This is a genomic window from Streptomyces xingningensis, assembly GCF_054957865.1.
In genome coordinates this window covers 41,672-68,264 of the sequence record NZ_JBDJPF010000021.1, presented here as the reverse complement: position 1 = coordinate 68,264, position 26,593 = coordinate 41,672, and the positions used below count along the sequence as shown (strand labels likewise).

Annotated in this window: 20 protein-coding genes; 15 read left to right on the top strand and 5 right to left on the bottom strand. The window is 70.1% G+C overall.

Features of this window, described 5'->3' with window-relative positions:
• Positions 1-89: 89 nt before the first annotated feature.
• Both acs and ABCR83_RS13690 read right to left on the bottom strand, forming a co-directional pair.
• Complete coding sequence (gene acs / locus ABCR83_RS13695) at positions 90-2,057, bottom strand: acetate--CoA ligase (protein ID WP_462695232.1); 1,968 nt, start codon at positions 2,055-2,057, stop codon at positions 90-92.
• 170 nt (positions 2,058-2,227) lie between these two features.
• A complete protein-coding gene (locus tag ABCR83_RS13690) occupies positions 2,228-4,294 on the bottom strand; it encodes a carbonic anhydrase (protein WP_462695231.1) in 2,067 nt (688 codons plus the stop codon).
• Between the two features lie 437 nt (positions 4,295-4,731).
• Here ABCR83_RS13690 and ABCR83_RS13685 point away from each other — a divergent pair, with 437 nt between their 5' ends.
• Positions 4,732-6,075: a polysaccharide deacetylase family protein gene (locus ABCR83_RS13685; RefSeq protein ID WP_462695230.1), complete on the top strand. Its 1,344-nt coding sequence runs from the start codon at positions 4,732-4,734 to the stop codon at positions 6,073-6,075.
• Here ABCR83_RS13685 and ABCR83_RS13680 read toward each other — a convergent pair.
• Positions 6,056-7,048 carry an ATP-binding protein gene (locus ABCR83_RS13680; RefSeq protein ID WP_462695229.1) on the bottom strand — a complete coding sequence of 331 codons (993 nt, stop codon included), beginning with the start codon at positions 7,046-7,048 and terminating at the stop codon, positions 6,056-6,058. The genes ABCR83_RS13685 and ABCR83_RS13680 overlap by 20 nt on opposite strands.
• A gap of 101 nt (positions 7,049-7,149) precedes the next feature.
• Here ABCR83_RS13680 and ABCR83_RS13675 point away from each other — a divergent pair, with 101 nt between their 5' ends.
• On the top strand, positions 7,150-7,971 hold the full coding sequence (locus ABCR83_RS13675; protein ID WP_462695228.1) for a Fic family protein: 822 nt from the start codon (positions 7,150-7,152) through the stop codon (positions 7,969-7,971).
• A 241-nt stretch (positions 7,972-8,212) separates the two neighbouring features.
• Here the strand turns inward: ABCR83_RS13675 and ABCR83_RS13670 are convergent, their stop codons facing one another.
• Complete coding sequence (locus ABCR83_RS13670) at positions 8,213-9,112, bottom strand: HAD family hydrolase (protein ID WP_462695227.1); 900 nt, start codon at positions 9,110-9,112, stop codon at positions 8,213-8,215.
• Between the two features lie 460 nt (positions 9,113-9,572).
• Here ABCR83_RS13670 and ssd point away from each other — a divergent pair, with 460 nt between their 5' ends.
• The 7 genes from ssd to ABCR83_RS13635 are packed head-to-tail and all read left to right on the top strand — an operon-like array spanning position 9,573 to position 14,457.
• Positions 9,573-10,682 carry a septum site-determining protein Ssd gene (gene ssd, locus ABCR83_RS13665; protein ID WP_462695226.1) on the top strand — a complete coding sequence of 370 codons (1,110 nt, stop codon included), beginning with the start codon at positions 9,573-9,575 and terminating at the stop codon, positions 10,680-10,682.
• Positions 10,679-11,836 carry a TadA family conjugal transfer-associated ATPase gene (locus tag ABCR83_RS13660; protein WP_462695225.1) on the top strand — a complete coding sequence of 386 codons (1,158 nt, stop codon included), beginning with the start codon at positions 10,679-10,681 and terminating at the stop codon, positions 11,834-11,836. Before ssd ends, ABCR83_RS13660 begins: the two co-directional genes overlap by 4 nt.
• Positions 11,833-12,726, top strand: a complete 894-nt coding sequence (locus ABCR83_RS13655) for a type II secretion system F family protein (protein ID WP_462695224.1) — start codon at positions 11,833-11,835, stop codon at positions 12,724-12,726. Before ABCR83_RS13660 ends, ABCR83_RS13655 begins: the two co-directional genes overlap by 4 nt.
• Positions 12,723-13,520 carry a type II secretion system F family protein gene (locus ABCR83_RS13650; protein WP_462695223.1) on the top strand — a complete coding sequence of 266 codons (798 nt, stop codon included), beginning with the start codon at positions 12,723-12,725 and terminating at the stop codon, positions 13,518-13,520. The genes ABCR83_RS13655 and ABCR83_RS13650 overlap by 4 nt, the downstream gene beginning before the upstream one ends.
• 32 nt (positions 13,521-13,552) lie before the next feature.
• Positions 13,553-13,750, top strand: coding sequence for a DUF4244 domain-containing protein (locus ABCR83_RS13645; RefSeq protein ID WP_462695222.1), 198 nt, complete (start codon positions 13,553-13,555; stop codon positions 13,748-13,750).
• Positions 13,737-14,081 (top strand): TadE family type IV pilus minor pilin, encoded by a 345-nt coding sequence (locus tag ABCR83_RS13640; RefSeq protein ID WP_462695221.1) that lies wholly within the window; start codon positions 13,737-13,739, stop codon positions 14,079-14,081. The genes ABCR83_RS13645 and ABCR83_RS13640 overlap by 14 nt, the downstream gene beginning before the upstream one ends.
• Positions 14,082-14,088: 7 nt before the next feature.
• Entirely contained in the window at positions 14,089-14,457 is a 369-nt protein-coding gene (locus ABCR83_RS13635; RefSeq protein ID WP_462695220.1) for an Rv3654c family TadE-like protein, read from the top strand.
• A gap of 123 nt (positions 14,458-14,580) precedes the next feature.
• On the opposite strand, the gene ABCR83_RS13630 is transcribed toward ABCR83_RS13635, so the two are convergent.
• The gene (locus tag ABCR83_RS13630) at positions 14,581-17,046 is read right to left on the bottom strand and encodes a DEAD/DEAH box helicase (protein WP_462695219.1); all 2,466 of its coding nucleotides are present in this window, start codon (positions 17,044-17,046) and stop codon (positions 14,581-14,583) included.
• 54 nt (positions 17,047-17,100) lie between these two features.
• Between ABCR83_RS13630 and bldG the strand changes: the two genes are divergently transcribed.
• The 6 genes from bldG to topA all read left to right on the top strand — a co-directional run bounded on the left by bldG (position 17,101) and on the right by topA (position 26,475).
• Complete coding sequence (gene bldG, locus ABCR83_RS13625) at positions 17,101-17,442, top strand: anti-sigma factor antagonist BldG (protein ID WP_049716377.1); 342 nt, start codon at positions 17,101-17,103, stop codon at positions 17,440-17,442.
• A gap of 134 nt (positions 17,443-17,576) precedes the next feature.
• The gene (locus ABCR83_RS13620) at positions 17,577-18,026 is read left to right on the top strand and encodes an ATP-binding protein (protein WP_462695218.1); all 450 of its coding nucleotides are present in this window, start codon (positions 17,577-17,579) and stop codon (positions 18,024-18,026) included.
• A gap of 350 nt (positions 18,027-18,376) precedes the next feature.
• Positions 18,377-20,770, top strand: a complete 2,394-nt coding sequence (locus tag ABCR83_RS13615; protein WP_462695217.1) for a sodium-translocating pyrophosphatase — start codon at positions 18,377-18,379, stop codon at positions 20,768-20,770.
• Positions 20,771-20,971: 201 nt separating this feature from the next.
• Complete coding sequence (locus ABCR83_RS13610; protein ID WP_462695216.1) at positions 20,972-21,541, top strand: small secreted protein; 570 nt, start codon at positions 20,972-20,974, stop codon at positions 21,539-21,541.
• A gap of 90 nt (positions 21,542-21,631) precedes the next feature.
• On the top strand, positions 21,632-23,155 hold the full coding sequence (locus tag ABCR83_RS13605; RefSeq protein ID WP_462695215.1) for a DUF7059 domain-containing protein: 1,524 nt from the start codon (positions 21,632-21,634) through the stop codon (positions 23,153-23,155).
• A 449-nt stretch (positions 23,156-23,604) separates the two neighbouring features.
• Entirely contained in the window at positions 23,605-26,475 is a 2,871-nt protein-coding gene (gene topA, locus ABCR83_RS13600; RefSeq protein WP_462695214.1) for a type I DNA topoisomerase, read from the top strand.
• The last annotated feature ends 118 nt before the right edge of the window (positions 26,476-26,593 follow it).

Below are 26,593 nucleotides of genomic sequence, written 5' to 3'. Positions count from 1 at the left end.
CGTTGAATATTTACTTTAACCCGAAAGGGTGAAGGGCGCTCGGCCGGAGCCGAGCGCCCTTCACTGCATCGGGGATGGTACGGGCTGGGTCAGTCGTCGCTCGGCGCGGCCGGGAGCTTCGCCTGGATGAGATCCATGACCGAGGAGTCGGTCAGGGTGGTCACATCGCCGAGGGCGCGGTTCTCGGCCACATCACGCAGCAGTCGGCGCATGATCTTGCCGGAGCGGGTCTTGGGCAGCTCGGCCACCGGCAGGATGCGCTTCGGCTTGGCGATCGGCCCCAGCTGCTTGGCGACATGGGCGCGCAGCTCCTCGACCAGGCCGGCTTCCTCCGCGTCCACATGCCCGCGCAGGATGACGAATGCGCAGATCGCCTGGGTGGTCTGCGGGTCGGTCGCGCCGACGACCGCCGCTTCGGCGACCTTCGGGTGCGAGACCAGAGCGGACTCGACCTCGGTGGTGGAGATGTTGTGGCCGGAGACCAGCATCACGTCGTCCACCCGGCCGAGCAGCCAGATGTCGCCGTCATCGTCCTTCTTGGCGCCGTCGCCTGCGAAGTAGCGCCCCTCGAAGCGCGACCAGTAGGTGTCGATGTAGCGCTGATCGTCGCCCCAGATGGTGCGGAGCATGGACGGCCAGGGCTCGGTGAGCACGAGGTAGCCGCCGGAGCCGTTGGGGACCTCATGGGCATCGTCGTCCACCACGGTCGCGGCGATGCCGGGGAGCGGTACCTGGGCCGAGCCGGGCTTGGTCTCGGTCACACCCGGCAGCGGGCTGATCATGATGCTGCCGGTCTCCGTCTGCCACCAGGTGTCGACGACGGGGGTGGTGTCGGCGCCGATGTGCTTGCGGTACCAGACCCAGGCCTCGGGGTTGATGGGCTCGCCGACCGAGCCGAGGATGCGCAGGCTGCTGAGGTCGAACTTGGCCGGGATGTCGTCGCCCCACTTCATGGCGGCGCGGATCGCGGTGGGGGCGGTGTAGAGGATGGTCACGCCGTACTTCTGGACGATCTCCCACCAGCGGCCCTGGTGCGGAGTGTCCGGGGTGCCCTCGTAGAGCACTTCCGTCGCACCGTTGCTGAGCGGGCCGTAGACGATGTACGAGTGGCCGGTCACCCAGCCGACATCGGCCGTGCACCAGAAGACGTCCGACTCGGGCTTGAGGTCGAAGACCGCATGGTGGGTGTACGACGCCTGGGTGAGATAGCCGCCGGTGGTGTGCAGGATGCCCTTGGGCTTCCCGGTGGTGCCCGAGGTGTAGAGGATGAACAGGGGGTGTTCGGCGCCGAATGCCTGGGGCGTGTGCCGGTCGGACTGGCCCTCCACCAGCTCGTGCCACCACACATCGCGACCCACGGTCCAGGCGATGTCCTCCTGGCCGGTGCGGCGGACGACGAGGACGCTGTGGACGTTTTCCGTGCCGGGGCGGGTCAGGGCCTCATCGACGGCGGGCTTGAGCGCGGAGGGCTTGCCGCGCCGGTACCCGCCGTCGGCGGTGATGACGACACGGGCGTCGGCGTCGTTGATGCGGGTCGCCAGGGCGTCGGCCGAGAAGCCGCCGAAGACGAGCGAGTGCGGGGCGCCGATCCGGGCGCAGGCGAGCATCGAGATGACCGCTTCGGGGATCATCGGCAGATAGATGGCGACCCGGTCGCCGGCCGTCACCCCCAGCTCGGTCAGGGCGTTGGCGGCCTTGGAGACCTCGCGCTGGAGCTCGGCGTAGGTGATCGAGCGGGTGTCGCCCGGCTCCCCCTCGAAGTGCAGAGCCACGCGGTCGCCCAGGCCGTTCTCCACATGGCGGTCGACGCAGTTGTACGCCACATTGAGCGTGCCGTCGGCGAACCACTTGGCAAAGGGCGGATTCGACCAGTCCAAGGTCTGGTTCGGCTCGGTTTCCCAGCTCAGGCGGCGGGCCTGGGTGGCCCAGAAGCCCAGCCGGTCAGCCTTCGCCTGCTCGTACGCCTCCGCGGTGACATTGGCCTGCTCGGCCAGGGCGGCAGGCGGTGCGAAGCGGCGCTCCTCCTTCAGGAGGTTGGCCAGGCTTTCGTTACTCACGACATCTCCCTTTCCCGGTGGGCCCGTTGCGTCCCGGACATAGCTCACCAGCCCGGGGCACACCCTGACAAGGGGTTGAGGGAATAATGGTTTAGACCTGTAAGGAAAGAGTTGTGCGAGGTCAGCGGTGTGGCGCAAGGCGCTCGGAGGGGGCGCCGGGGCGCTTGGGGTCACACGGCGTCCAGTACCTCCGGCCGCACCGCGGCGAAGGTGCGTGACCTACGGTCGAGCACATACGCCTGGGCCTCGGCCACATGGAAGTACATCCCATGGAGGTGAAGCGATCCTTCTGCCACCCGACGGGCGACGCAGCCATGGGACATCAGATGGTCGAGTTGTTGCACCACATTGACGAGCGCAAGCCGCTCCACGTCGTCGGCCACGGGGCGTTCGGCCAGCGCCACTTCCCCGCGCCCCAACCGCCCGATCCGCTGCATGCGGGCCACGCTCGGACGACCGTGCCGGAGCCAGCGGGTGAGCGGGGTCTGGGTGTCGGCTGTGGATTCCTGACCGGGGAGCGCGGGAGTGTGGAACGCGCTGGTGTCGAGCAGCGCCTGCATCGCTCCGCACCCCGAGTGTCCGCAGACCGTGATGCTGCCGACCTTCAGCACTTCAACGGCGTACTCCACGGCCGCTCCCACGGAGTCACAGGTGTTCTCTGTGTCGGGTGGCGGCATCAGATTGCCGACATTGCGGACGGTGAACAGATCTCCGGGGCCACTGGAGGTGATCATGCTGGTCACCAACCGGGAATCGGCACAGGTCAGGAAGAGCTCGCCGGGGCGTTGTCCTTCGCGGGCTAGCCGGGCCAGTTCATCGCGGACGAGCGGGGCCGTATTGCGCTGGAACGCGCTCACTCCGCCGAGGAGTTGACGCCCGCCATGAGGGCCATCGGCCTGGCCGGAGGTGACGGGGCGGGTGCAGTAGTGGTTGCGCCAGGGCGTCCAGGGGCGGCAGACATGGCCGGCGGTGGGCTCCGTGATCGGCCTGCCCGACCGGCCCTTGATGCTGACCCATCCGCCCTGCGCCCGGTGGTTGTCGGACCATGACTGCAGTGCTTCGTAGGCAGCGTGATCCATGAAGGACCCGCCCAACTCGATCACCACGCTCTTTCCATCGGGCACTCGGGCCAGCGCACGGCTCAGCCGGCGGACCGCCAGAAAGGTCAACTGGCCGTCCACTGCCACCCGATAGCGGCTACGCTCCTCGACGACAGTGATCCGTGCGCGGATGAAGTGCCGCAGCGCGAGAAAGGCGGCGCCCGCCGCTCCCAACGCGAGGCCTTGCAGCGCACCGAGCGCCACCACGGCACCGAGCGCGGCCGCATACACCGGGAACTCCCGTCGGTGCCATGCCTGCTTGAGGTGCGCGAAGCTCACCATCTTCACTCCGGCCGCCGCGACCAGCGCCGCGAGCACGGCGAGCGGAGCCACTCCGGCCGCCGCGATGAACAGCCCCGCACAGAGCAGCACCCAGAGGGCTCCGGGGACTGTGGACTTACGGGCGGCCCGCGGCCGGTCCAGCACCGGGGCGGCCCGTAGCGACTCCATGCTCACGACGAGCGTGACCGTCACCACGGCCGCGAAGATCCCCAGCGTTGGCCCATGCGGCAGGGTCGGCAGGATGCGTGACTGCCATTGAGGCAGGGAGAGCCGAGGCAGGGTCATGCCCGCGCTCATCGCGGTGGCCGCGGTCACGGCGGCGAGCGGCGCCGGAACCGCTCGGACCCAACGGCCGCCGCGCCCAGCCGACTTCGGCCATGCCATCAGTACGGCAACGGTGACCGTGGAAACCAGCAGCGCCGCGAGGCGCGGATGCCCCGCCCCTGAGAGGAGCGCCATCGGATTGCCCGGCGTGGAGCCATCGGGGCTTCCACTCAGCATGACGGGCAGCTGGTCCAGCGCGATGGTCACACCGATGCCGGCGAGTATCCCGTGCGCCACCGACGGGCTGACCGCCAGCCCGGACATCCGCCGGGCGCCGAGGGCGAGTTGAGCCAGCCCGACGAGTGCGATGAGCGCGCAAGTGGCCCGCCAGCCGTAGCGCTGCACCAGCTCCGCGCTCACCATCACAAGGCCCGTGGCGGCTGCACCGATCTGGGGAGGCACAGTGCCCAGCACTCCCATGACGATGCCGCCGACCACCGTCGCGGCCAGCCCCGCCTGCAGCGGTGCCCCGGTGGCGAGAGCGATGCCCAGGGACATGGGGACGGCGATCGCAAAGATCGCGACGGACACGGACAGATCCCGGCGCCAGTGGGAGCGCCGAGCCGGATGGTGGGATCCGGCCTGTGGGTTGGGTTCCTGGAGGGTCGGCCGAAAGTCCTGTGGTGGGTGGGCGGTTGGGGTCGGCTGAGCTTGCATGGTCGTTCCCGTCTTCGTCGGGCGGCGCGGTCACGCACAGGGGCGCGGCCGTGGTCACGGCGTGCAGCGGCGGGAGCGGCTGCGGTGGCGGGGGGAGGGCTTGCCTCAACTCTCAGTAAATGAATCGTAATGGAGAGTAAAGCGCGAGGGGAAGCCTAAATGGATGGCAAAGTGAAGCTTCCGCCTATCGAGTTAATTTGTATGCTTATCGGCTTGTCATCCTTCTTTTCTCCTTCCTTCGTGCGACGTTGACGACGCTTGAACGCCTGATCGCTGGACCGGCCGGGCGAGTCGAAGGGTGAGGTGGGCTGATGGCAGCTGCATGGCGGATCACACTGGGCGGTCTTGCGGTGTTGGCGCTCGTCACGGGCGCAGCGGGCTGTTCCGGAGAAACCGACGGTGGGGGACAGGGCGGCCCGCAGGGTGCGGCCGGGCCGAACGCGGTGGTCCGTCTCCTCGGTGACGGGTCCACCGCCGATACCGGCGCCCAGCCCCGGCAGCCCCGACCCCAGCGAATGGCGCCCGGCGAGAGACCGCCGCAGTTCGTGGTCTTCTCATGGGACGGCGCGGGCGAGGACGGCCAGCGGCTGTTCTCCCACTTCCGCGAGGTCGGGAAGAAACACCACGCGACGATGACGTACTTCCTCAGCGGTGTCTACATGCTTCCGGAGTCGAAGAAGGACATCTACGAACCGCCCCGGCACGCGCCCGGCTCTTCGGACATCGGGTTCAACGATGTGCAGGGAGTCAGGGACACCGTGGAGCAACTCCGGGGGGCCTGGCTGGACGGCAATGAGATCGGCACCCACTTCAACGGCCATTTCTGCGGCTCCAAGGGCGGAGTTGGCACGTGGTCGTCCGCGGAGTGGAGGAGCGAGATCCGGCAGGCCCAGGCCTTCGTCCGGAGCTGGAAGACGAACACCGGGCTCAAGAACCTGCCGCCGCTGCCCTTCGACTACGGCAAGGAACTGGTCGGTGGGCGGGCGCCCTGCCTGGAGGGGCAGCACAATCTCGTCCGGGCCGCCAAGGCCATGGGCTTCCGCTATGACGCGAGTTCCTCCGGTGGGCGTCAGGTCTGGCCGAGCAAGATCGGCGGGATCTGGGATTTCCCGCTCCAGGATGTTCCGGTGCCCGGGCGTGCCTTTGAGACGCTGTCGATGGACTACAACTTCCTCGCCAACCAGTCCGGCACCACCAAGGGTGACCCCGCCAAACGCGAAGCATGGGGCGAGCAGATGCGAGACGGGCTGCTCGCCGGCTTCAACCGCGCGTACCACGGCAACCGTGCTCCGCTGTTCATCGGCGACCACTTTGAGTCCTGGAACGGTGGCACCTATATGCGGGCCGTGGAGAACGTCATCGAGACGGTCTGTACCAAGGAAGAGGTGCGCTGCGTGTCCTTCAGGCAGCTCGCCGACTGGCTGGATGTACAGGACCCCGAAGTGCTGGCGAAGCTGCGCAAGTTGGATGTCGGCGAGGCGCCGAAATATGGCTGGGGCCGGCTCTCCGACGCCCGGACATTCGCGCCACCCGCCCCGCCGACACACCACGCACCCTCGATGCACGCCCCTCCGTCGCAGGAACCCGAGGACAACGGCGAAGACGACGACGATGAGGAGGGAAAGCCGTCGGGGATCAGGCGGGCTGCGGGGTAGCCGACAGCCGCTCGTCGAGCACGAAGGCGGGGTCGACCTGAGCCGCCAGGTCGGCGCCCGTCTTCGCGTTGCCCCAACTCTCCGCGTTCTTGAGGTGGAAGTGCACCATCTGGCGGGTGTAGCGCTGCCAGTCGCGCCGCTCGTAGGCGCCGTCCACCGTCTCGCGCAGGGTGCGCAGCGCCTCGTGCTGGGGCGCTTCAAGAAGTTCGAACAGCGGCGGGCGGCCCTTCTCCATGGCCCGCACCCAGTCGGAGTGGCCGAAGACGGTGAGCAGGTCGTCACCGGCCTCGCCGCGCAGGAAGTCGAGGTCGTCCGGGCCCTGCACCTTGTTGCCCACAACCTTCAGACAGATGTCAAAGTCCCGTGCGTATTCCTTGTATTGGCGATAAACGGCGATCCCCTTGCGGGTGGGCTCGGCCACCAGGAAGGTCATGTCAAAGCGTGTGAACATCCCGGAGGCGAAGGAGTCACTGCCTGCGGTCATGTCGACGACCACATACTCGCGAGGGCCGTCGACGAGATGGTTGAGGCACAGCTCGACCGCGCCGACCTTGGAGTGGTAGCAGGCGACACCGAGGTCGGACTCGGTGAACGGGCCGGTCGCCATCAGCCGTACGGAGGCGTCGCCATCCAACCGCACGGTTCTGGCGCATGCTCCGTACACCGGGTTGTCCTCGTCGACCCGGAGCAGCCGGGATCCTTCGCCGGGCGGGGTCGTCTTGATCATGGTTTCGGCCGAGGCAATACGCGGGTTCGTGCCCCGCAGATGGTCCTTGATCAGGGAGAGCTGGGCCCCCATCGCGGGCAGGGCGGCGGCCTCTGCCTCGTTCAGGCCCAGTGCTGCGCCCAAGTGCTGATTGATGTCGGCGTCCACCGCGATGACGGGCGCGTGGTCGGCTGCGAGGTGACGGATGAAGAGTGCGGACAGCGTCGTCTTGCCGCTGCCGCCCTTCCCTACGAAAGCGATCTTCATGTTCACCAAGCGTAGGTGCGGAGGTGCGATAAGTGAGAGTGGTGGGTGAATAAGACCACTCCTTCGGGGGGTGTGGGACTGGAGTGCGTACTGTCTTACCCATGAGTACGACTGTCGATCCGCTGGCCGCCCTGGGGTCGCTCCCCGGTGTTGCCGATTCCGTGGACTCCGTACGCAGGGCGGTGGACCGGGTGTACGGCCACCGGGTGATGCGCCGCCGCAGCAATGAAGTCACCTCCGAAGCGGCACTGCGCGGGGCGCGCGGCTCGGCCGCGCTGTCGGGCGCGGACTGGGCGCTCGAGGAAGTGCGCCGTCGTTCCGACTTCGGCGGTGCGGGCGAGCCGCGCACAGTGGGCGCTGCGCTGCGACTGACGGCCGAAGCCGGCCAACTGCTGAGCGTGTGGCGGCAGTCGCCGCTGCGCGTGCTCGCCAGGCTGCATCTGGTGGCGGCCGGTGGGGCGCAGCCGGATGACGCGATCGGACGGCCACGGCTGCCGGGTGAGCCGGTCGAGGAGCCGTTGGTCGGGCCGGCGCCACCGGGCGCGGATGAGATGTCGGGTCGGCTCGAAGGGCTGGCGGATCTCTTGATCGCGGGCACCGATGCTTCCGCGCTGGTGACGGCAGCCGTGGTGCACGGTGAACTGCTTGCCCTGCGCCCCTTCGGCTCATGCAATGGACTGGTGGCGCGGGCTGCCGAGCGGATCGTGCTGGTAGGCAGTGGTCTTGATCCAAAGTCCATTTGTCCGGCGGAGGTTGGTCACGCCGAGCTGGGGCGGGACGCCTATGCGACGGCGCTGGACGGCTACGCCTCCGGAACCCCGCAAGGCCTGGCGGCCTGGATTGCGCACTCTGCCCGCGCGGTAGAGCTAGGGGTGAGAGAAACAACGGCCGTGTGCGAGGCACTTCAACGCGGCGCGGCCTGAGAGGGTTGCGGCGGTACCGGTCAGGCTCTGGTACCGCCGCTGGCACGTTCGCCGGGTTACCATGCGTGCACGAGGTGCGTCCATCAGGTCGGGGACTTCGCCCGTTCCCTGGTGCGACTGGCCCGTAATCGACGGGTCGGCGTCGCGTGGGTGCCCGGCGTTCATGCGCGGTCCGTGGGGCCGTGGTGCGTAGAGGGCGTCCTCCCGGATGTCCCTGGTCTCGCGGGCCGTTGACTCCTTTCTACTCCTGGCGCCGCGGAAGCGGAAGGCCAAGCCGCAGTTCTTTACTTTTATCTCCAAAAGCGGGCAATGCGGACAGGGTGGAGGTTCGTCGTCGGGTGGCCAGCCAGACCAGGCCTGCAGTGGCGGCGGCCGCGCCGACCGCGACTACAACCAGTGCGGGGCGCGGAGGCATGGGCAGTGACCGTACCCGCTGCTTGAGCCGTACCGGTCGGCTGAAGGAGAGGATCGGCCAGTCGCGAGCGGCGGCCTCGCGGCGCAGCGCGCGGTCCGGGTTGACGGCGTGCGGGTGGCCGACCGTCTCCAGCATGGGAACGTCGGTTGCCGAGTCGCTGTAGGCATAGCAGCCGGCCAGGTCGTACCCTTCCGACTCGGCCAGCTCTCTGACCGCTTCGGCCTTGGTCGGGCCATAGGCGTAGTACTGGATCTCCCCGGTGAAGACGCCGTCCTCGACGGTCATGCGCGTGGCGACGACCCGGTCCGCCCCCAGGAGTCTGCCAATCGGCTCGACGACCTCCGCTCCGGAGGTGCTGACGATCACCACGTCGCGGCCCGCCGCGTGGTGCTCCTCGATGAGCGAGGCGGCTTCGTCGTAAATGATGGGGTCGATGAGCTCGTGCAGCGTCTCCGCGATGATCTCGCGGACCTGTTGAACATTCCAGCCTCGGCAGAGTTCGGAGAGATACTGGCGCATCCGTTCCATCTGCTCGTGGTCCGCCCGGCCCGCAAGGAAGATGAACTGCGCGTACGCGGTGCGCAGTACGGCGCGCCGGTTGATCAAGCCGCCTTGGTAGAAGGACTTGCCGAAGGTGAGCGTGCTCGACTTCGCAATGACCGTCTTGTCCAGATCAAAGAACGCGGCTGTTCGAGGCAAGGAGTGGTTTTCCACGCCGCCGAGCATAGGGGCCCTCCATTCGGCGTAAGCTGAGGCGTGTGGGTTTGCCTGAGAAGGCTCTCGGGTACACCATGGAAGTCACGGATCGTTCGCGACCGTGTCTAACCCGGCCCGACTCCTCCCCCCCGAGTCGGCCGTGGGGACGACCCCCGCTCTCCCCCCCGGCGGGGGTCGTCGCATGTCCGGATGTGTTTCAAGCACCTTGCCCGGGCCTCCTTCGCCTCCGCGGGCCTCGATCGACGCCCGTCCTCCCCTCTTCATACATGTTACGCAGAGTAATCAACAGGGTGCTCTCCGGAAGTCACCGGTATAGGTGACCGGGATATTCACAACCGCTGAGTTGTCCACCGTTTTTTACCAAGATCCACACGATTTCCCGGTTCGCTGCACGGTGATTCCTCACGAGTTCCACGACGTTCGTGGATGCGAGAGCGCGGAGTGAGACGCGTAGGAGAGGGGAGGCACCGTGACCGGATCCGTCACATCCGATTGGCCGACGGCCGCCGAGGCAAGTCAGAGCGGGCCGTTGATTGTCACGGAGGACGAAGCGCTGCTGGATGATCTGCTGCGATTGTGCGCTGCGGCGGGCGCCCTGCCCGAGGTCGCCCAAGGACTGTCCGCGCGGGGCGGTAACTGGGGAAACGCGCTGCTGATCCTGGTGGGCGACGACTGTGCGGCCCGAATGGGCGGTGCGACGCACCGGGAGGGCGTGGTGCTGGTCGGCACCGATCCCGACGATCCCGGCATCTGGCAGCGAGCCGTCGAAATCGGCGCCCGCAATGTGGTGCTGCTGCCCGATGGCGAGGGCTGGCTGGTCGACCGGATCGCCGACGCCGCGGAAGGAGTCGGCCGCCCTGCGCTCACGGTGGGGGTGATCGGCGGCCGGGGCGGGGCCGGAGCCAGCACCCTGGCCTGTGCATTGGCGATCAGCGCAGCCCGCGTCGGCCGGCGCACGATGCTGATCGACGGCGATCCACTGGGTGGCGGCCTCGATGTGCTGCTCGGGGGTGAGCGGACCGAGGGGCTCCGGTGGCCCGCGTTCGCGGGTTCGCGGGGCCGGGTGGCCGGGCGCGCGCTGGAAGAGGCGCTGCCCGAGCTGCACTCACTGCGCCTGTTGAGCTGGGATCGCGGTGCCTGTACGGCTGTGCCGCCGGACGCCATGCGAGCCGTGCTCGCTGCGGCTCGCAGGCGCGGCGGGGTCGTGGTCGTGGACCTGCCGCGCAGGCTGGACGGCGCGGCCTCGGCGGCACTCGAACAGCTGGACATGGGGCTGTTGGTGGTGCCCTCCGAGCTGCGGGCCGTCGTGGCGGCCCACCGGGTCGCATCGGTGGTCGGCATGATGCTGGGCGACCTGCGGCTGGTGGTGCGGGGGCCGTGTGGGCCGGGGCTCGACGGAGGGGAGATCGCCCGCCTTCTCGGCCTGCCTCTGGCGGGTGAAATGCCCCTGGAACCAGGCATGTCGGAGACCTTGATCGCCGGCCGCCCGCCGGGAGGAGGCGAGCGGGAACCGCTCGCCAGGTTCTGCGCGGAGTTCTGGGAGCAGGTTCTCGTCGACGACGAGGGCGTGCCGGTATGAGCGTCGCGCTGCTGGACGCCGTACGGCTGCGGCTCGTGGACAGCGGAGCGGAGCCGACCCCCGCCCGGGTCGCCGAGGCGCTGCGCGAGGAAGGGCGACTCCTTGGCGACACCGAGGTGCTCGGCATCGTGGCCCGGTTGCGCTCTGAACTGATCGGCGCCGGCCCGCTGGAGCCACTGCTCGCCGAGTCCGACGTCACCGACGTCCTGGTCACTGCGCCCGACCAGGTGTGGGTGGATCGTGGGGCAGGGCTGGAGCGTTCGGAAGTGGCCTTTCCCGATGCGGCCGCGGTGCGCAGACTCGCACAGCGGCTCGCCGCGATCGCCGGGCGCAGACTCGACGATGCCCGGCCCTGGGTGGACGCCCGCCTGCCGGACGGCACCCGTCTGCACGCGGTGCTGCCTCCGGTGTCGGTCGGTTCGACCTGTCTGTCGCTGCGGGTGGTGCGCCCCAGGGCGTTCTCCCTGGACGAGCTGACCGCCGCGGGCACCGTACCGCCGGGCGGGCAGTGGCTGCTGCGCGCGGTGCTGGACTCCCGGCTCTCCTTTGTGGTCAGCGGTGGGACGGGCTCGGGCAAGACGACGCTCCTGTCGACGTTGCTGGGCCTTGTCGCACCGGACGAACGGATCGTGCTCGCCGAGGACTCGGCCGAGTTGCGCCCGGACCACCCCCATGTGGTGCGGCTCGAGACGAGACCCGCGAATCAGGAGGGCACCGGCCTGGTCACCCTGCGGGACCTGGTGCGCCAGGCGCTGCGGATGCGGCCGGACAGACTGGTCGTCGGCGAGGTGCGCGGGCCCGAGGTCACGGATCTGCTGGCCGCCTTGAACACCGGCCATGAGGGCGGGTGTGGCACGGTGCACGCGAATGCCGCGGCGGACGTGCCCGCCCGGCTGGAGGCCCTGGGGTCCACGGCGGGACTCGACCGGGCCGCGCTGCACAGCCAGTTGGCCGCCGCGCTGTCGGTGGTGATTCACCTGGTGCGCGACCGCGGTGGCCGGCGGCGCATCGCCGAGGTGCATGTGCTGGACCGCGACCGTGCCGGGTTCGTCACCACGGTACCGGCGGCCGTATGGGGTCCGGAAGGCTTTGCGCGGGCGCCCGGTTGGGGGCGGCTGGCGGCATTGTGCGGGCGTGGCGGGGGTTCGCCATGAGTCCACCGGTGGTGATGTTCTCGATAGTCGCAGGGTGTGCTGTGCTGCTCTGTGGGGCCATGGCCTGGCGGCTGCCGATGCGGTCGGCGCAGGAGCTGCGCAGGGCAAGGGCGTTGCTCGCGGGCGGCGGGGCCATCGGGCCGGGTGACGCTTCCTGGTCGGCATGGCTCGGTGAAGTGGTCGGCCGGTTGAGCCGGGCAGCCTGTGGAAGACGCGAGTTGGTGTGTCTGCCGATCGGTTGTGTGGTCGCCCTGCTGGGCGAGTCGGTCGTTCCACTGCTCGGGGCGGTGGCGGCCGTGCCGGTGGTGCGGCGTCGGCTGGCCGCGCGGCGGCGACAGCGCGAACGGGAGCGGCGGGAAGCGGCCGTGATCGAGTTCTGTGGCTCCGTCGCGGGTGAGTTACGAGCCGGTCGGCAGCCCGGCGAAGCGCTGGCGGGGACTTCGCCGGAGGGGCTCGGTCCGGCCTGGTCCGCCGTGTCGGCGGCCGCGCGGTTCGGCGGGGAGGTGCCCGCCGCCCTGCGGAGGGCGGGCCGGTGGCCGGGGGCCGAGGGGCTGATCGGAGTGGCCGCCTGCTGGCAGGTCGCCGTCGACGGCGGGGCCGGGCTCGCCACAGGGCTCGAAAGGGTGGGGGCGGCTCTTGGCGCCGAGCGGGATCAACGGGAGGAACTGCGAGCTCAGTTGGCGGGGACCAGATCCACCGCGGTGATGCTCGCCCTGCTGCCCGTCCTCGCCCTTTTGATGGGCAGTGCGCTCGGCGCCGATCCCCTGCGGGTGCTGCTGCACACCCCGGCGGGGCTCGGCTGCCTGGTCCTCGGCGGACTGCTTGAGTACGCCGGGCTCAGCTGGACACGCCGGATCGTACGGGCGGCCGATGGGAAGGGGGAGGAGTGAGCGAGGAGTATGTCCACGGCCTGGAGCTGGCGGTCCCGCTGGTGGTGGCCGCGGTGTGCGCGGTGGCCGGGCTGAGAGGGGCGCGCAGGGAGAAGTCGGCGCGCCGCCGGGTGGCGCGGCTGTTCGGTGGGTGTGTCGCGGCGGGGTCGGTGAGCCGGTTGCGCGAGTGGGCGCGCCGGGTCACCGCGGCCCGGGGCGGTCTGCCGGCGGCCGGAGCCGGGATCACGGGGATCGTTCTCGTCGGTGGAGCCGCCGGGTGCGTGGTGGGATGCGTCGTTGCCTATGGCGTGTGGCGCTGGTGGCAGAGCTTGAAGCGGGTGGCCGGTGAAGCCTCTGCGCCCTCTGCGGAGGAAGTGCTGCGACAACTGCCTCTTGTGACGGACCTCTTGGCTGCTTGCCTGGCCGCCGGAGCCGGGCCGTGTGGCGCGGCCGAGGCGACCGGGGAGTCGTTCGGTGGCCTGGTGGGCGAGCGATTGGCCCGGGCCGCCGCGGAGGTGCGCCTCGGCGCGGAGCCCACGGAGGCCTGGGGCCGGCTGGGGAGCCTCCCTGGTACCCGAGGGGTGGCGCTGTGCCTGGAGCGAGCTCATGAGTCGGGTGTTCCGGCAGTGGAGTCCATGTCCAGGCTGGCCGATCGGCTGCGGGCCGCGCAGGGCCGGGCGGCGGGCATCCGGGCCCGGCGCGCCGGAGTCCTGGCGACGGCCCCGCTGGGGCTGTGTTTCCTGCCCGCCTTCTTGACGGTCGGCGTGGTCCCCATGGTCGTCGGGCTCGCCGGCGGGCTCACAGCAGGTAAATGACGAAATGTCAGATTCATTTGAAGGAGGCAGAGATGGTCATGCGGTGGTGGTCGCGGCGGTGTGCTTCGGCGAGGTCTGTCCGGGAGGCCGGGATGTCGACGGCCGAGTATGCGGTGGGGACGATCGCGGCCTGCGCCCTTGCCGCGGTGCTCTACAAAATCGTCACCAGCGGGGCCGTGAGCGCGGCGCTGCAGGGTCTGATCGAGAAGGCGCTCCATGCGGCGGCCTGATGGCGGCTATGTGACGGCCGAGGCCGCACTCGCGCTCCCGACGCTGGTGCTGTTCGGCATGGCACTGATCTGGGGCCTGATGGCCGCGTCCGCGCAGATCCAGTGCGTGGACGCGGCCCGGGTGGGAGCGCGGGCGGTGGCCCGGTCGGACCCGCCGGCCCGGGCCGTCGCCGCGGCCAGGTCGGCGGCCCCCGCGGGGGCCAGGATCGCGGTGACGAGAGAGGGGGACCTGGTGAGGGTGCGGGTCGAGGCCCGGTCGGCCGGGCCCGGGCCGCTCGCGGTCCGGTTGGGCGGAGAGGCGGTGGCTCTTGCGGAAGAGACGGTGGGCTGACACGGGCATGGCCACGGTGTGGGTGGCGATCGCCGCGACGGCGTTCTGTGCGGTGTTCGCGCTGCTGCTGGCCATGGGCCAGGCGGTGCTGGCCCGTCATCGCGCGGGCGGCGCGGCGGATCTGGCGGTCCTGGCGGCCGCCGATCACGCCCTCCTCGGTGAGGACGCGGCCTGCGGCCTCGCCCGTCGGGTGGCCGCAGCTCAGCGGGCGAGTGTGGTGCGGTGCGCGGTGCAGGGGGAGATCGCCGAGGTGGCGGCCGAGGCGCGGGCCGGACCGTATGTCGTGCGGGCCCGGTCCCGCGCGGGACCCGCCGCGGTGGAGGCCGGACCCTACGCCGGCTCGTCGGCGCGGCCGCTCGACGGCCCCGCGCGGTGAGGTCTCCGGACCGGTGCGGATGCCGGGACCCGGGGCTTGTGCCCCGGCCTCGCTGCTGCCGGGGTGTCCAGGGGCTCCGTCACCGAGCCACCGGGCGCGGCTGCGCCGCGCTCCTCGGCCGGTTCAATCGGCGGACGGACCGGCCGGGGCCCGGCGGGGCGCGTCGGCCAGCAGGCGGGCGAGCAGGCGGATGGCGGCCCGTTTGTCGAGCGGGTCGTTGCCGTTGCCGCACTTGGGCGACTGGATGCAGGACGGGCAGCCCGTCGCGCACTCGCAGGCGGCGATCGCCTGACGGGTGGCGTCGAGCCAGGACGCGGCCGTATGGAAGGCCCGCTCGGCGAAGCCGGCCCCGCCGGGGTGGCCGTCGTAGACGAAGACGGTGGGCAGGAGGGTGTCCGGGTGGAGGGGGACGGAGACACCGCCGATGTCCCAGCGGTCGCAGGTGGCGAACAGCGGCAGCATGCCGATCGAGGCGTGCTCCGCGGCGTGCAGCGCCCCGCCCAGGGCCTCCGGATGGATGCGGGCTTCGTCGAGCTGGTCCTCGGTGACCGTCCACCACACGGCGCGGGTGCGCAGCGTACGAGGCGGCAGGTCCAGCTTGGACTCACCGAGGACTTCCCCGGTGATGAGCTTGCGACGGAGGAAGGAGACGACCTGACTGGTGACCTCGACCGAGCCGAAGCACAGCCGCGCGTCCCCCCAGGGGATCTCCGTACTGGTCTCCAGGATGGAGACGGCGGTGGTGTCCCGGGCGGTCGTCGAGTAGGGCGGGTCGGCCCGTTCGACCAGGGCGACCGAGTCCGCCAGATCCAGCCGCCGGACGAGATGGCTGCGGCCCTGGTGGAGATGGACCGCCCCGTCGTGGACGGTGGTGTGCGCGGCGGAGGCGTCCACGGTGCCCAGCAGCCGCCCCGTGCCCTCCTCCACGACCTGGACGGGCTGTCCGCCCTCGCCCCGGATGTCGGTGAGGTCCGCGGCGCGCTCACGCCGGGTCCAGTGCCAGGAGGTCCCTCGGCGCCGGAGCAGCTTGCGGTTCTCGAGCTGGGCGAGCAGCCCCGGGGTCTCGGGACCGAACAGCGACAGGTCGTTCTCCGTGAGGGGCAGCTCCTCGGCGGCCGCGCACAGATGCGGGGCGAGGACGTAGGGGTTGTCCGGGTCGAGGACGGTGGACTCGACGGGCTGTTCGAAGAGCGCCTCCGGGTGGTGGACGAGATAGGTGTCCAGCGGGTCGTCCCGGGCGACGAGGATCGCCAGTGCCCCCTGGCCCGTACGGCCTGCGCGGCCGGCCTGCTGCCACAGGGAGGCGCGGGTGCCCGGATACCCGGAGAGGAGGACGGCGTCGAGGCCGGCGACGTCGACTCCGAGCTCCAGGGCCGTGGTGGCCGAGAGGCCGAGCAGTTCCCCGGTGTGCAGGGAACGTTCGATGGCGCGGCGTTCCTCGGGGAGGTAGCCGCCCCGGTAGGCGGCGATGCGGGAGGGGAGGGAGCGGTCCACTGTTGCCAGCCGCTCCTGGGCTATCAGCGCCACGAGTTCGGCGCTGCGCCGGGAGCGGGTGAAGGCGACGGTGCGTACGCCCTGGACGGCCAGGCCGGTGAGCAGGTCCGCGGTCTCGGCGGTGGCGGTACGGCGGACGGGGGCGCCCCGTTCGCCGTACAGCTCGGTGAGCGGGGGTTCCCACAGGGCGAAGACGAGCTCGCCGCGGGGGGAGGCGTCGTCGGTGATCTCCGTGACCGGGACTCCGGTGAGCCGGCTCGCGGAGGCCGCCGGGTCGGAGGCGGTGGCGGAGGCGAGCAGGAAGACGGGATCGGAGCCATAGCGGGCACAGACGCGGCGCAGCCGGCGCAGCACCTGGGCCACATGCGAGCCGAAGACCCCACGGTAGGTGTGGCACTCGTCGACGACGACATAGCGCAGGGCGCGCAGGAAGGAGGACCATCGGGGGTGGGCGGGCAGGACGGAGCGGTGCAGCATGTCGGGGTTGGTGAGCGCGTAGTTGGCGTACTGACGCACCCACTCGCGCTCCTCGACGGGGGTGTCGCCGTCGTAGACGGCGGCCCGGACGGCCTTGCCGAGGGGCGCGGCGAGTTCCCGTACGGCGCGGCGCTGGTCGGCGGCGAGCGCCTTGGTGGGAGCGAGGTAGAGGGCGGTCGTGCCGCGACCGTTGGGGGCCTCGGAGCCGTCCAGCAGCGTGCTCAGCACCGGGGCGAGATAGGCGAGCGACTTGCCGGAGGCGGTGCCGGTGGCCACCACCACCGACTCGCCGCGCAGCGCGTGCTCGGCGGTCAGCGCCTGGTGAGCCCAGGGCCGGGCGATGCCGGCGGCCCGGATGGCGTCGGTCACTTCCGGCCGGATCTTCTCGGGCCAGGGGGCATGACGTCCCGGGCGAGGGGGCAAGTGCTCCGTATGAGTGATGCGTGCAGCCCGGCCTCCCCAGGCGGCGAGTCGTTCGAGGACCGCCCGGGGAGGGGGATGTACGCCCGCCTCCGGCGGGAGTTGATCGTGAGCCATCGACATCGAGTGTGTCACTGGCGTGACGGACAATGGCCCCAAGGCGTCGTGCGCGCCTGCCGGTAAGTGATTGAATGCCATCGCGGCTGCCGATCCATGGGGGGCGACCGCTCGATGCAAGGTGCTGGAGGATCCGTGGACCTGTCCCTGTCGACCCGAACCGTTGGCGACCGTACGGTTGTCGAGGTCGGTGGCGAGATTGATGTGTACACCGCGCCCAAGCTGCGTGAGCAGTTGGTCGAGCTTGTCAACGATGGCAGTTATCACCTTGTCGTGGACATGGAGCGGGTCGACTTCCTCGACTCGACCGGTCTCGGCGTCTTGGTGGGCGGGCTCAAGCGGGTGCGTGCACATGAGGGCTCGCTGCGCCTGGTGTGCAACCAGGAGCGCATTCTGAAGATTTTCCGTATCACCGGCCTCACCAAGGTGTTCCCGATCCACACCTCGGTCGATGACGCGGTGTCGGCGACCGACTGACGGCCGCCGGACGATATCGCCACGCGGGGGGCTCCGGGCCGGACGGCTCGGTCCCTTCGTGAGTTCGCCCTGTTCCGGGAGAGGGCATGCCCTCTTCTCCGGGGAAGAGGGCACGTACGACTGAGGGGGATGGCATGGCCACCGTCGAACTGCTCTTCAGTGCCCTTCCCGAGCATGTCCGCACCGCCCGTCTGGTGGCGGCCGCGGTGGCACGCCGGGCCGGGGTCGACGAGGCCGTGCTGGACGAGGTGCGTCTCGCCGTGGGCGAGGCGTGCTCGCGCGCGGTCGGGTTGCATGTCAGCAATGACATCTCCACCCCGGTGCGGGTGGTGCTGACCGAGGACGAGAAGAAGTTCTCCATCGAGGTGGGGGACGACGCGCCGCGTGCGGTCGTCATCGAGGCCGCTTCCACCGGCGGCTCCGGTGCCGGTTCCGCCGTGCCGGACGACGGTGCGGACGGTGAGGACGAGATGGGCCTCGCCGTCATCAGCGGCCTGGTCGACGATGTCGAGGTGACCGCGGGCGAGGACGGCGGTCTGATCCGGATGAGCTGGCCGACGAACCCGGCGCCGGTGCTGCCGTAGTCCGGCACCGCTTTTCGCCGGAGCCGCACCTGCGCTTTTGGGCGTAGTCCTGTGCGGTGACGGAATTCCGTCGTCTGCCGCAGGACAATTCTCGATCTTCACTGGAGATCGTCGGAGATCGTCACCGCACGGATTTCCCGGTGCGGATCTTCACCGATGGATTCGGCCGGCCTGCGGATCGTCCATTTGATCTTCACTTGCACAGGCTCGTTCCGTTTCCCGCGCTCTGTTTTGATCTCACCAAGCTCCCTACAATCCGTCCATCTTGAGCTCAGGACGCCTGAGCGTGGCGGCTGTTCCGCGGTCGCGGACCGGCTGCACGCCCATGTGCCAAACGTCAAGGAGGACGAATGGCGGGGCAATTCACCCCTGAACAGGTGGACTCCACTCAGAGACTCGCGGTTGAGCTGACCCAGGGCAACCGCACCATCGTGATCGTCATCGCGGCCGTCGCGCTCGCGGCCCTGCTGGTGGCCGTGTTGCTGGTGCGGCAGGTGCTTGCCGCCAACGAGGGCACCGAGAGCATGAAGAGAATTGCCGCGGCGGTTCAGGAAGGCGCGAATGCCTATCTGGCCCGGCAGTTGCGCACCCTCGGCGTATTCGCCGTGATCGTGTTCTTTCTGCTCATGCTGCTGCCGGCCGACAACTGGTCGCAGCGGATGGGACGTTCGGCGTTCTTTCTGGTCGGCGCGCTCTTCTCCGCCGCGACCGGCTATATCGGCATGTGGCTCGCGGTGCGCAGCAATGTGCGCGTCGCCGCTGCGGCGCGAGAGGCGACACCCGCCCCGGGCGAGCCCGAAAAGGATCTGACGGTCGTGGCGCACAAGGCCATGAAGATCGCGTTTCGTACGGGCGGGGTCGTCGGCATGTTCACCGTCGGCCTCGGACTGCTGGGCGCCTCCTGCGTGGTCCTCGTCTATGCGGCCGATGCGCCCAAGGTGCTGGAGGGCTTCGGCTTCGGGGCGGCATTGCTGGCCATGTTCATGCGCGTCGGCGGTGGCATCTTCACCAAGGCCGCGGATGTCGGCGCCGATCTGGTCGGCAAGGTCGAGCAGGGCATTCCCGAGGACGACCCGCGCAATGCCGCCACCATCGCGGACAACGTGGGCGACAATGTGGGCGATTGCGCGGGCATGGCGGCCGATCTCTTCGAGTCGTACGCCGTGACGCTCGTCGCCGCGCTGATCCTCGGCAAGGCCGCCTTCGGCAATGACGGTCTCGCCTTTCCGCTGCTGGTTCCCGCCATCGGCGTGCTCACCGCGATGATCGGCATCTTCGCGGTGGCGCCGCGGCGCGCCGACCGCAGCGGCATGACCGCGATCAACCGGGGCTTCTTCATCTCGGCCGTCATCTCGCTGGTGCTGGTGGCGGTGGCGGTCTTCGCGTATCTGCCGTCCAGCTACGCGGATCTGAAGGGTCTCGGCGATGCCACGATCCGTGGCCACCACGGGGACCCGCGGGTGCTCGCGCTGGTCGCGGTCGCCATCGGCATTGTGCTCGCGGCGCTCATCCAGCAGCTCACGGGCTACTTCACGGAGACCAGCCGACGGCCCGTACGGGACATCGGCAAGACCTCGCTGACCGGTCCCGCGACCGTTGTCCTGTCCGGGATCTCCCTGGGTCTGGAGTCGGCGGTCTACTCGGCGGTGCTGATCGCCCTGGGGGTGTACGGGGCGTTTCTGCTCGGTGGTTCATCGATCATGCTGGCGTTGTTCGCCGTCGCCCTCGCCGGGACGGGGCTGCTGACCACCGTCGGGGTCATCGTCGCCATGGACACCTTCGGCCCGGTCTCCGACAACGCGCAGGGCATCGCCGAGATGTCCGGCGATGTGGAGGGCGCGGGCGCGCGGGTGCTCACCGACCTCGACGCGGTGGGCAACACCACCAAGGCGATCACCAAGGGGATCGCCATCGCCACGGCGGTGCTGGCGGCGTCCGCGCTGTTCGGCTCGTACCGCGATGCGATCGCCACGGCGGTCAGGGACTTCCATGCGAAGCCCGGGACGCTGGGGCTGAATCCGGACATCACCCAGCCCAACAACCTGGTCGGCCTGATCCTCGGCGCGGCCGTCGTCTTCCTCTTCTCGGGGCTGGCGATCAACGCGGTGTCGCGGTCGGCGGGGGCGGTGGTCTACGAGGTGCGGCGGCAGTTCCGCGAGCACCCCGGGATCATGGACCACACCGAGCAGCCGGAGTACGGCCGGGTGGTGGACATCTGCACCAAGGACGCACTGCGCGAACTCGCCACACCCGGACTGCTCGCCGTGCTGGCCCCCGTCGTGGTCGGCTTCGCCCTGGGGGTCGGCGCGCTCGGCTCGTACCTGGCCGGGGCGATCGGCGCAGGCACCCTGATGGCGGTCTTCCTGGCCAACTCCGGCGGCGCCTGGGACAACGCCAAGAAGCTGGTCGAGGACGGCCACCACGGCGGCAAGGGCAGCGAGGCGCACGCGGCGACGGTCATCGGCGATACGGTCGGCGATCCGTTCAAGGACACCGCCGGTCCCGCGATCAACCCGTTGCTGAAGGTCATGAACCTGGTGGCGCTGCTGATCGCTCCGGCGGTGGTGAAGTTCTCCTACGGGGACGACGCCAACCGGGGCCTGCGGATCGGCATCGCCGCACTGGCCGCGGTCGTCATCGTCGGTGCGGTGTACGTCTCCAAGCGGCGGGGGGTCGCCATGGACGGCGACGACGGCAACACCGAACCGGCGGCGAAACCGGTCGATCCCGCGGTGGTGTCCTGACCCGGACCGGGTCCACGGGTGGACCGTGCGCCAGGGCGCGCACGGTCCACCCGTGGCCGTGGCGGCCGGAGAATGCGGTGAACGCCACCCCCCGCTTGGTGCAAATGGCTATAAAAGTCTCATATGGGTTGCCCGGCTCGCGGCCCTTCCCCGTCGGACGTGTAAGTTCCGGGGCCGAGAGCCACTGAAGGGACCGAACCGGTGAACAAGAAGCTTGTGGCCGCACTGTCCGGCGGTGCGGTGCTTGTCCTGGCACTGACAGGCTGCGGCGGCGGTGAGGACAGCGGCAAGAAGCTCGACGGCTGGGCCAAGAAGGTCTGCGACCAGGTGCAGCCGCAGGTGAAGAAGATCCAGGACGCCAACTCCTCGATCGCCGCCCTGAAGTCGGAGGAGGACTCCAAGAAGGTTCAGCAGACCGACTCGGCGGCCTTCCAGGCCAACTCCGATGCCTACAAGGCGCTCGCCTCGGCCGTGGACAACGCCGGCCCGCCGCCCGGCAAGGACGGGGAGACCAAGCAGAAGAACGCCGTCAGTGCGCTCAATGGCCTCTCCGCGGCGTACACCGGGCTCAAGAAGCAGGTGGAGGGCCTGAACACCAAGGACCACGCCAAGTTCGGCCAGGGCCTCCAGAACATCCGCGGCGGCATCAGCAGCCTCGTCAGCAAGAGCGAAAACGCCCTGAACGAGCTGCAGTCCGGCGACATCGGCAAGGCGATGAAGAAGCAGCCCGGCTGCAACGCATCGGTGCAGCCGACGCCGTCCAAGAAGTAGCCGCCGCGGGCGCTCGGTGAGACGCCCGGTACCGGCCCCGCCAAGGGGGCGGTACCGGGCTTTCGCCTTTTGTCAGTGGCGCCCCCGACAATGGACCGCGTGAGTACGCTCCCCACCGCCGATCCCGCGCGCACCGCCCGGCTGCGCGACGCCCTGCTCGCCGCCGGCTTCACCGCCGACGGCCTTCTCGACCTGCTCGGCGCCCCCGCCTACGCCGCGCTCGCCCGCAGCGAGACCGTCCCCGCGCTGCGCGCCACCCGGGGGGACAGCCCGCTGGAGACCCTGGTCCGGCTCTTCCTGCTGCAGCGCCCGGTCGCCCAGCGGCGGGCCGCCGCCGCGCTCCCGGTGGCGGAGTGCCTGGCCGGCGGCTGGCTGGTCCGGGATGGCGAAGAGGTCCGGGCGAGCGTGGACGTCCGCCCGTACGGCGGGCCCGAGGGGCAGGACTGGTGGATCGTCTCCGACCTCGGCTGTGCGGTCGGCGGAGCCGGCGGCATCGCCGGGGGCCCGGCCGGGGTGGACCGCTCCGAGCTGGTCCTCGGCGTGGGCGGTGCCTCCACCACGCTCGCCGGGATCACCGTGCGCACGCCCGTCGCCGATGCGCTCGACCTCGGCACCGGCTCCGGCATCCAGGCCCTGCACGCTGCCCGGCACGCCACCCGGGTCACCGCCACTGATGTCAATCCGCGCGCCCTGCGCATCGCGCGGCTCACCCTTGCGCTGTCCGGTGCCGCCGAGGCCGAGCTGCGCCGGGGCTCGCTCTTCGAGCCGGTCGGTGACCGGACGTTCGATCTGATCGTGTCCAATCCGCCGTTCGTCATCTCCCCCGGCGCCCGGCTCACCTATCGCGACGGCGGCATGGGCGGCGACGACCTGTGCCGCGCGCTGGTCGGGCAGTCCGCCGCCCGGCTCAACGACGGCGGTTACTGCCAGCTCCTCGCCAACTGGCAGCATGTGGCGGGGGAAGATTGGCGCGAGCGGCTGGCGTCCTGGGTGCCGGGCGGCTGTGACGCATGGATCGTCCAGCGCGAGGTGCAGGACGTGGCGCAGTACGCCGAGTTGTGGCTGCGTGATGCGGGAGACCACCGCACCACCCCCGAGGAGTATGCGGCCCGCTATGACGCCTGGCTGGAGGAGTTCGAGGCCCGCAAGACCAAGGGCGTCGGATTCGGCTGGATCACCCTGCGCAAGGCGGGCTCGGACCGGCCGTCGGTGACGGTCGAGGAGTGGCCGCACCCGGTCGAGCAGCCGCTCGGCGGGTACATCCGGTCCCACTTCGAGCGGCAGGACTACCTGCGCACCCATGACGATGCGGCGCTGCTGGGCGCGCGCTTCCGGCTGGCCGAGGAGGTGGCGCAGGAGCAGGTCGGGCTGCCGGGCGCGGAGGATCCGGAGCATGTGGTGCTCCGGCAGGGCCGTGGCATGCGCCGGGCCACCAAGGTGGACACGGTCGGCGCGGGCTTCGCGGGGGTGTGTGACGGGACGCTCAGCGCCGGCCGGATCCTCGACGCCATCGCCCAGCTGGTCGGGGAGGATCCGGTGCTGCTGCGCGACCGTACGCCGGAGGCCATCCGGATGCTTGTCGAACAGGGCTTTCTGACGCCGGTGGCCGACTGACGGATACCGCCTCCGGCCGGGCGGGGCCGTACGGCGCGCGGGTGGCGCGGCCTTGAGGCGACGGTCTGACGATCACCGTCCGGGCCGCCGGCCGGACTCGCCGGCCGCTTCGTCAGTCAGAGCCGCGGGGGCCCGGTCGTCTGTGCTGCCGGGCGCGGGCCGGTTCCGCGGCCCTTGCGCCGGGAGGGCGCCGACGCCCTCCAGAGCCTCCCCTGCCGCCACACCGGTCACCGAAGCCTCAGGTACCTCGGGCATCAGACCCCGGGTGGACGTAGCCTTCATTAAGACCTTCGGAGAATGAGACCGGCTAGTGTACGGCTTGGTACGTACATTACCGTTCGAGTGGAGTTACGGGCTTCCTCCGTTTGACACGGGGGCGGGATGTACCGTCACACTCCGCAGCGTCACCGCAACTCCCGTACCGAGTGCCGACCGGAAGAAGAGCGAAGTTGTCCCCGACCAGCGAGACCGCACACGGCGGCCGCCGACTCGTCATCGTCGAGTCGCCTGCCAAGGCGAAGACGATCAAGGGCTACCTCGGCCCCGGATACGTCGTCGAGGCGAGCGTCGGGCACATCCGTGACCTGCCGAACGGTGCCGCCGAGGTCCCGGCCAAGTACAAGGGCGAGCCCTGGGCCCGCCTCGGGGTCAATGTCGATGCCGACTTCCAGCCCGTCTATGTGGTCAACGCGGACAAGAAGGACCAGGTCAAGAAGCTCAAGGGGTTGCTGGCCGAGTCCGACGAGCTCTTCCTCGCCACCGATGAGGACCGCGAGGGCGAGGCCATCGCCTGGCACCTCCAAGAGGTTCTCAAGCCCAAGGTCCCGGTCCGCCGGATGGTCTTCCACGAGATCACCAAGGACGCGATCCGGTCCGCCGTCGCCCATCCGCGAGAGCTGAACAAGAAGCTCGTCGATGCCCAGGAGACCCGGCGCATCCTCGACCGCCTCTATGGCTACGAGGTCTCCCCGGTCCTGTGGAAGAAGGTCATGCCGCGGCTGTCCGCCGGACGGGTGCAGTCGGTGGCGACCCGCCTGGTCGTGGAGCGCGAGCGGGAGCGCATCGCCTTCAGCCCCGCCGAGTACTGGGACCTCACCGGCACCTTTTCCCCCAAGCTCTCGGCTCCGCTCGAGCAGGGGGTACCCCCATCCGGCCGCGGCGACGCCTCCGACCCGGGCAGCCTCACCGCCCGGCTGAACGCGGTCGACGGCCGCCGCGTCGCCCAGGGCCGCGACTTCGGTTCGAACGGGCGGCTGAAGGACGCCTCCCAGGTCCTGCACCTGGACGAGGCCCAGGCCCATGCGCTGGCCGCCGCGCTCGCCGAGTCGTCCTTCGCGGTGCGCTCGGTCGAGTCCAAGCCGTACCGCCGCTCGCCGTACGCCCCGTTCCGCACCACCACGCTGCAGCAGGAGGCCTCGCGCAAGCTGGGCTTCGGCGCCAAGGCGACCATGCAGGTCGCCCAGAAGCTGTATGAGAACGGCTTCATCACCTATATGCGTACGGACTCCACCACGCTGTCCGACACCGCGGTCGGCGCCGCCCGTGCCCAGGTCACCCAGCTGTACGGCGCCGGCTACCTGCCGGACAAGCCGCGCACCTACGCGGGCAAGGTCAAGAACGCCCAGGAGGCGCACGAGGCGATCCGTCCTTCGGGTGATCGTTTCCGCACCCCCGCCGAGACCGGGCTCACCGGCGACCAGTTCCGGCTCTACGAGCTGATCTGGAAGCGGACCGTCGCCTCCCAGATGAAGGACGCGGTCGGCAACTCCGTCACCGTGAAGATCGCGGGCCGCTCCGGCGACGGGCGGGACGCCGAGTTCAGCGCCTCCGGCAAGACGATCACCTTCCACGGCTTTATGAAGGCCTATGTGGAGGGCGCCGACGACCCCAATGCCGAGCTCGACGACCGCGAGCGCAGACTCCCGCAGGTCGCCGAGGGCGACGCACTGACCGCCGAGGAGATCACGGCCGACGGCCACGCCACCAAGCCCCCGGCCCGCTACACCGAGGCCTCGCTGGTCAAGGAGCTCGAAGAGCGCGAGATCGGCCGCCCGTCGACCTATGCCTCGATCATCGGCACCATCCTCGACCGCGGCTATGTCTTCAAGAAGGGCACCGCGCTCGTCCCGTCCTTCCTCTCCTTCGCGGTCGTGAACCTGCTGGAGAAGCACTTCGGCCGGCTCGTCGACTACGACTTCACCGCTTCCATGGAAGAGGACCTCGACCGCATCGCCCGCGGCGAGGCCCAGGCCGTGCCGTGGCTGCGCCGCTTCTACTTCGGCGAGGGTTCCGCGGAGACCTCCGGCCGTGCCGCCGAGGCGGGCAACGGCGACGGCGACCACCTCGGCGGCCTCAAGGAGCTGGTCACCGACCTGGGTGCGATCGACGCCCGCGAGGTGTCCTCGTTCCCGGTCGGCGAGGGCATCGTGCTGCGCGTCGGCCGCTATGGGCCATATGTCGAGAGAGGGGAGAAGGACACCGAGGGCCACCAGCGGGCGGACGTCCCCGGCGACCTGGCCCCCGATGAGCTGACCATCGCCTACGCCGAGGAGCTGTTCGCCAAGCCGAGCGGCGAGTTCGAGCTGGGCGCCGATCCGGAGTCCGGCCACCAGATCGTCGCCAAGGACGGCCGCTACGGCCCGTATGTCACCGAGATCCTGCCCGAGGGCACTCCAAAGACCGGCAAGAACGCCGTGAAGGCGCGCACCGCCTCGCTCTTCAAGTCGATGTCCCTGGACACCGTCACCCTCCAGGACGCGCTCAGGCTGATGTCGCTGCCGCGCGTCGTCGGCACCGACGCCGAAGGCGTGGAGATCACCGCGCAGAACGGCCGCTACGGCCCGTACCTCAAGAAGGGCACCGACTCGCGGTCGCTGGAGAGCGAGGACCAGCTCTTCGACATCACCTTGGCGGAGGCCCTCGCCATCTACGCGCAGCCCAAGCAGCGCGGGCGGGCCGCCGCCAAGCCGCCGCTCAAGGAACTGGGCACCGACCCGGTCAGCGAGCGCCCGGTGGTGGTCAAGGACGGCCGCTTCGGCCCGTATGTCACGGACGGCGAGACCAACGCGACGCTGCGCCGCGACGACGACGTCGAGACGATCACGCCCGAGCGCGGCTATGAGCTGCTCGCCGAGAAGCGCGCCAAGGGCCCGGCCAAGAAGACCGCCAAGAAGGCACCGGCGAAGAAGGCCGCCGCGAAGAAGACCGTGGCGAAGAAGACCGTGGCGAAGAAGACGACCACCGTCAAGAAGGCGGCGGCCAAGAAGACCACCGTGAAGAAGACCGCCGCCAAGAAGACGGCGGCCGCGAAGGCCGAGTGACGCCGGGTGGCGAAGCCGGAGGCGACGAGCGAGGGCGGTGCACCGGGCTTCCGGTGCACCGCCCCCGGCGCCCACCCAGCCGTTCGCACTGGCGGTCGGTAAGCGGTCGCTCCGGATA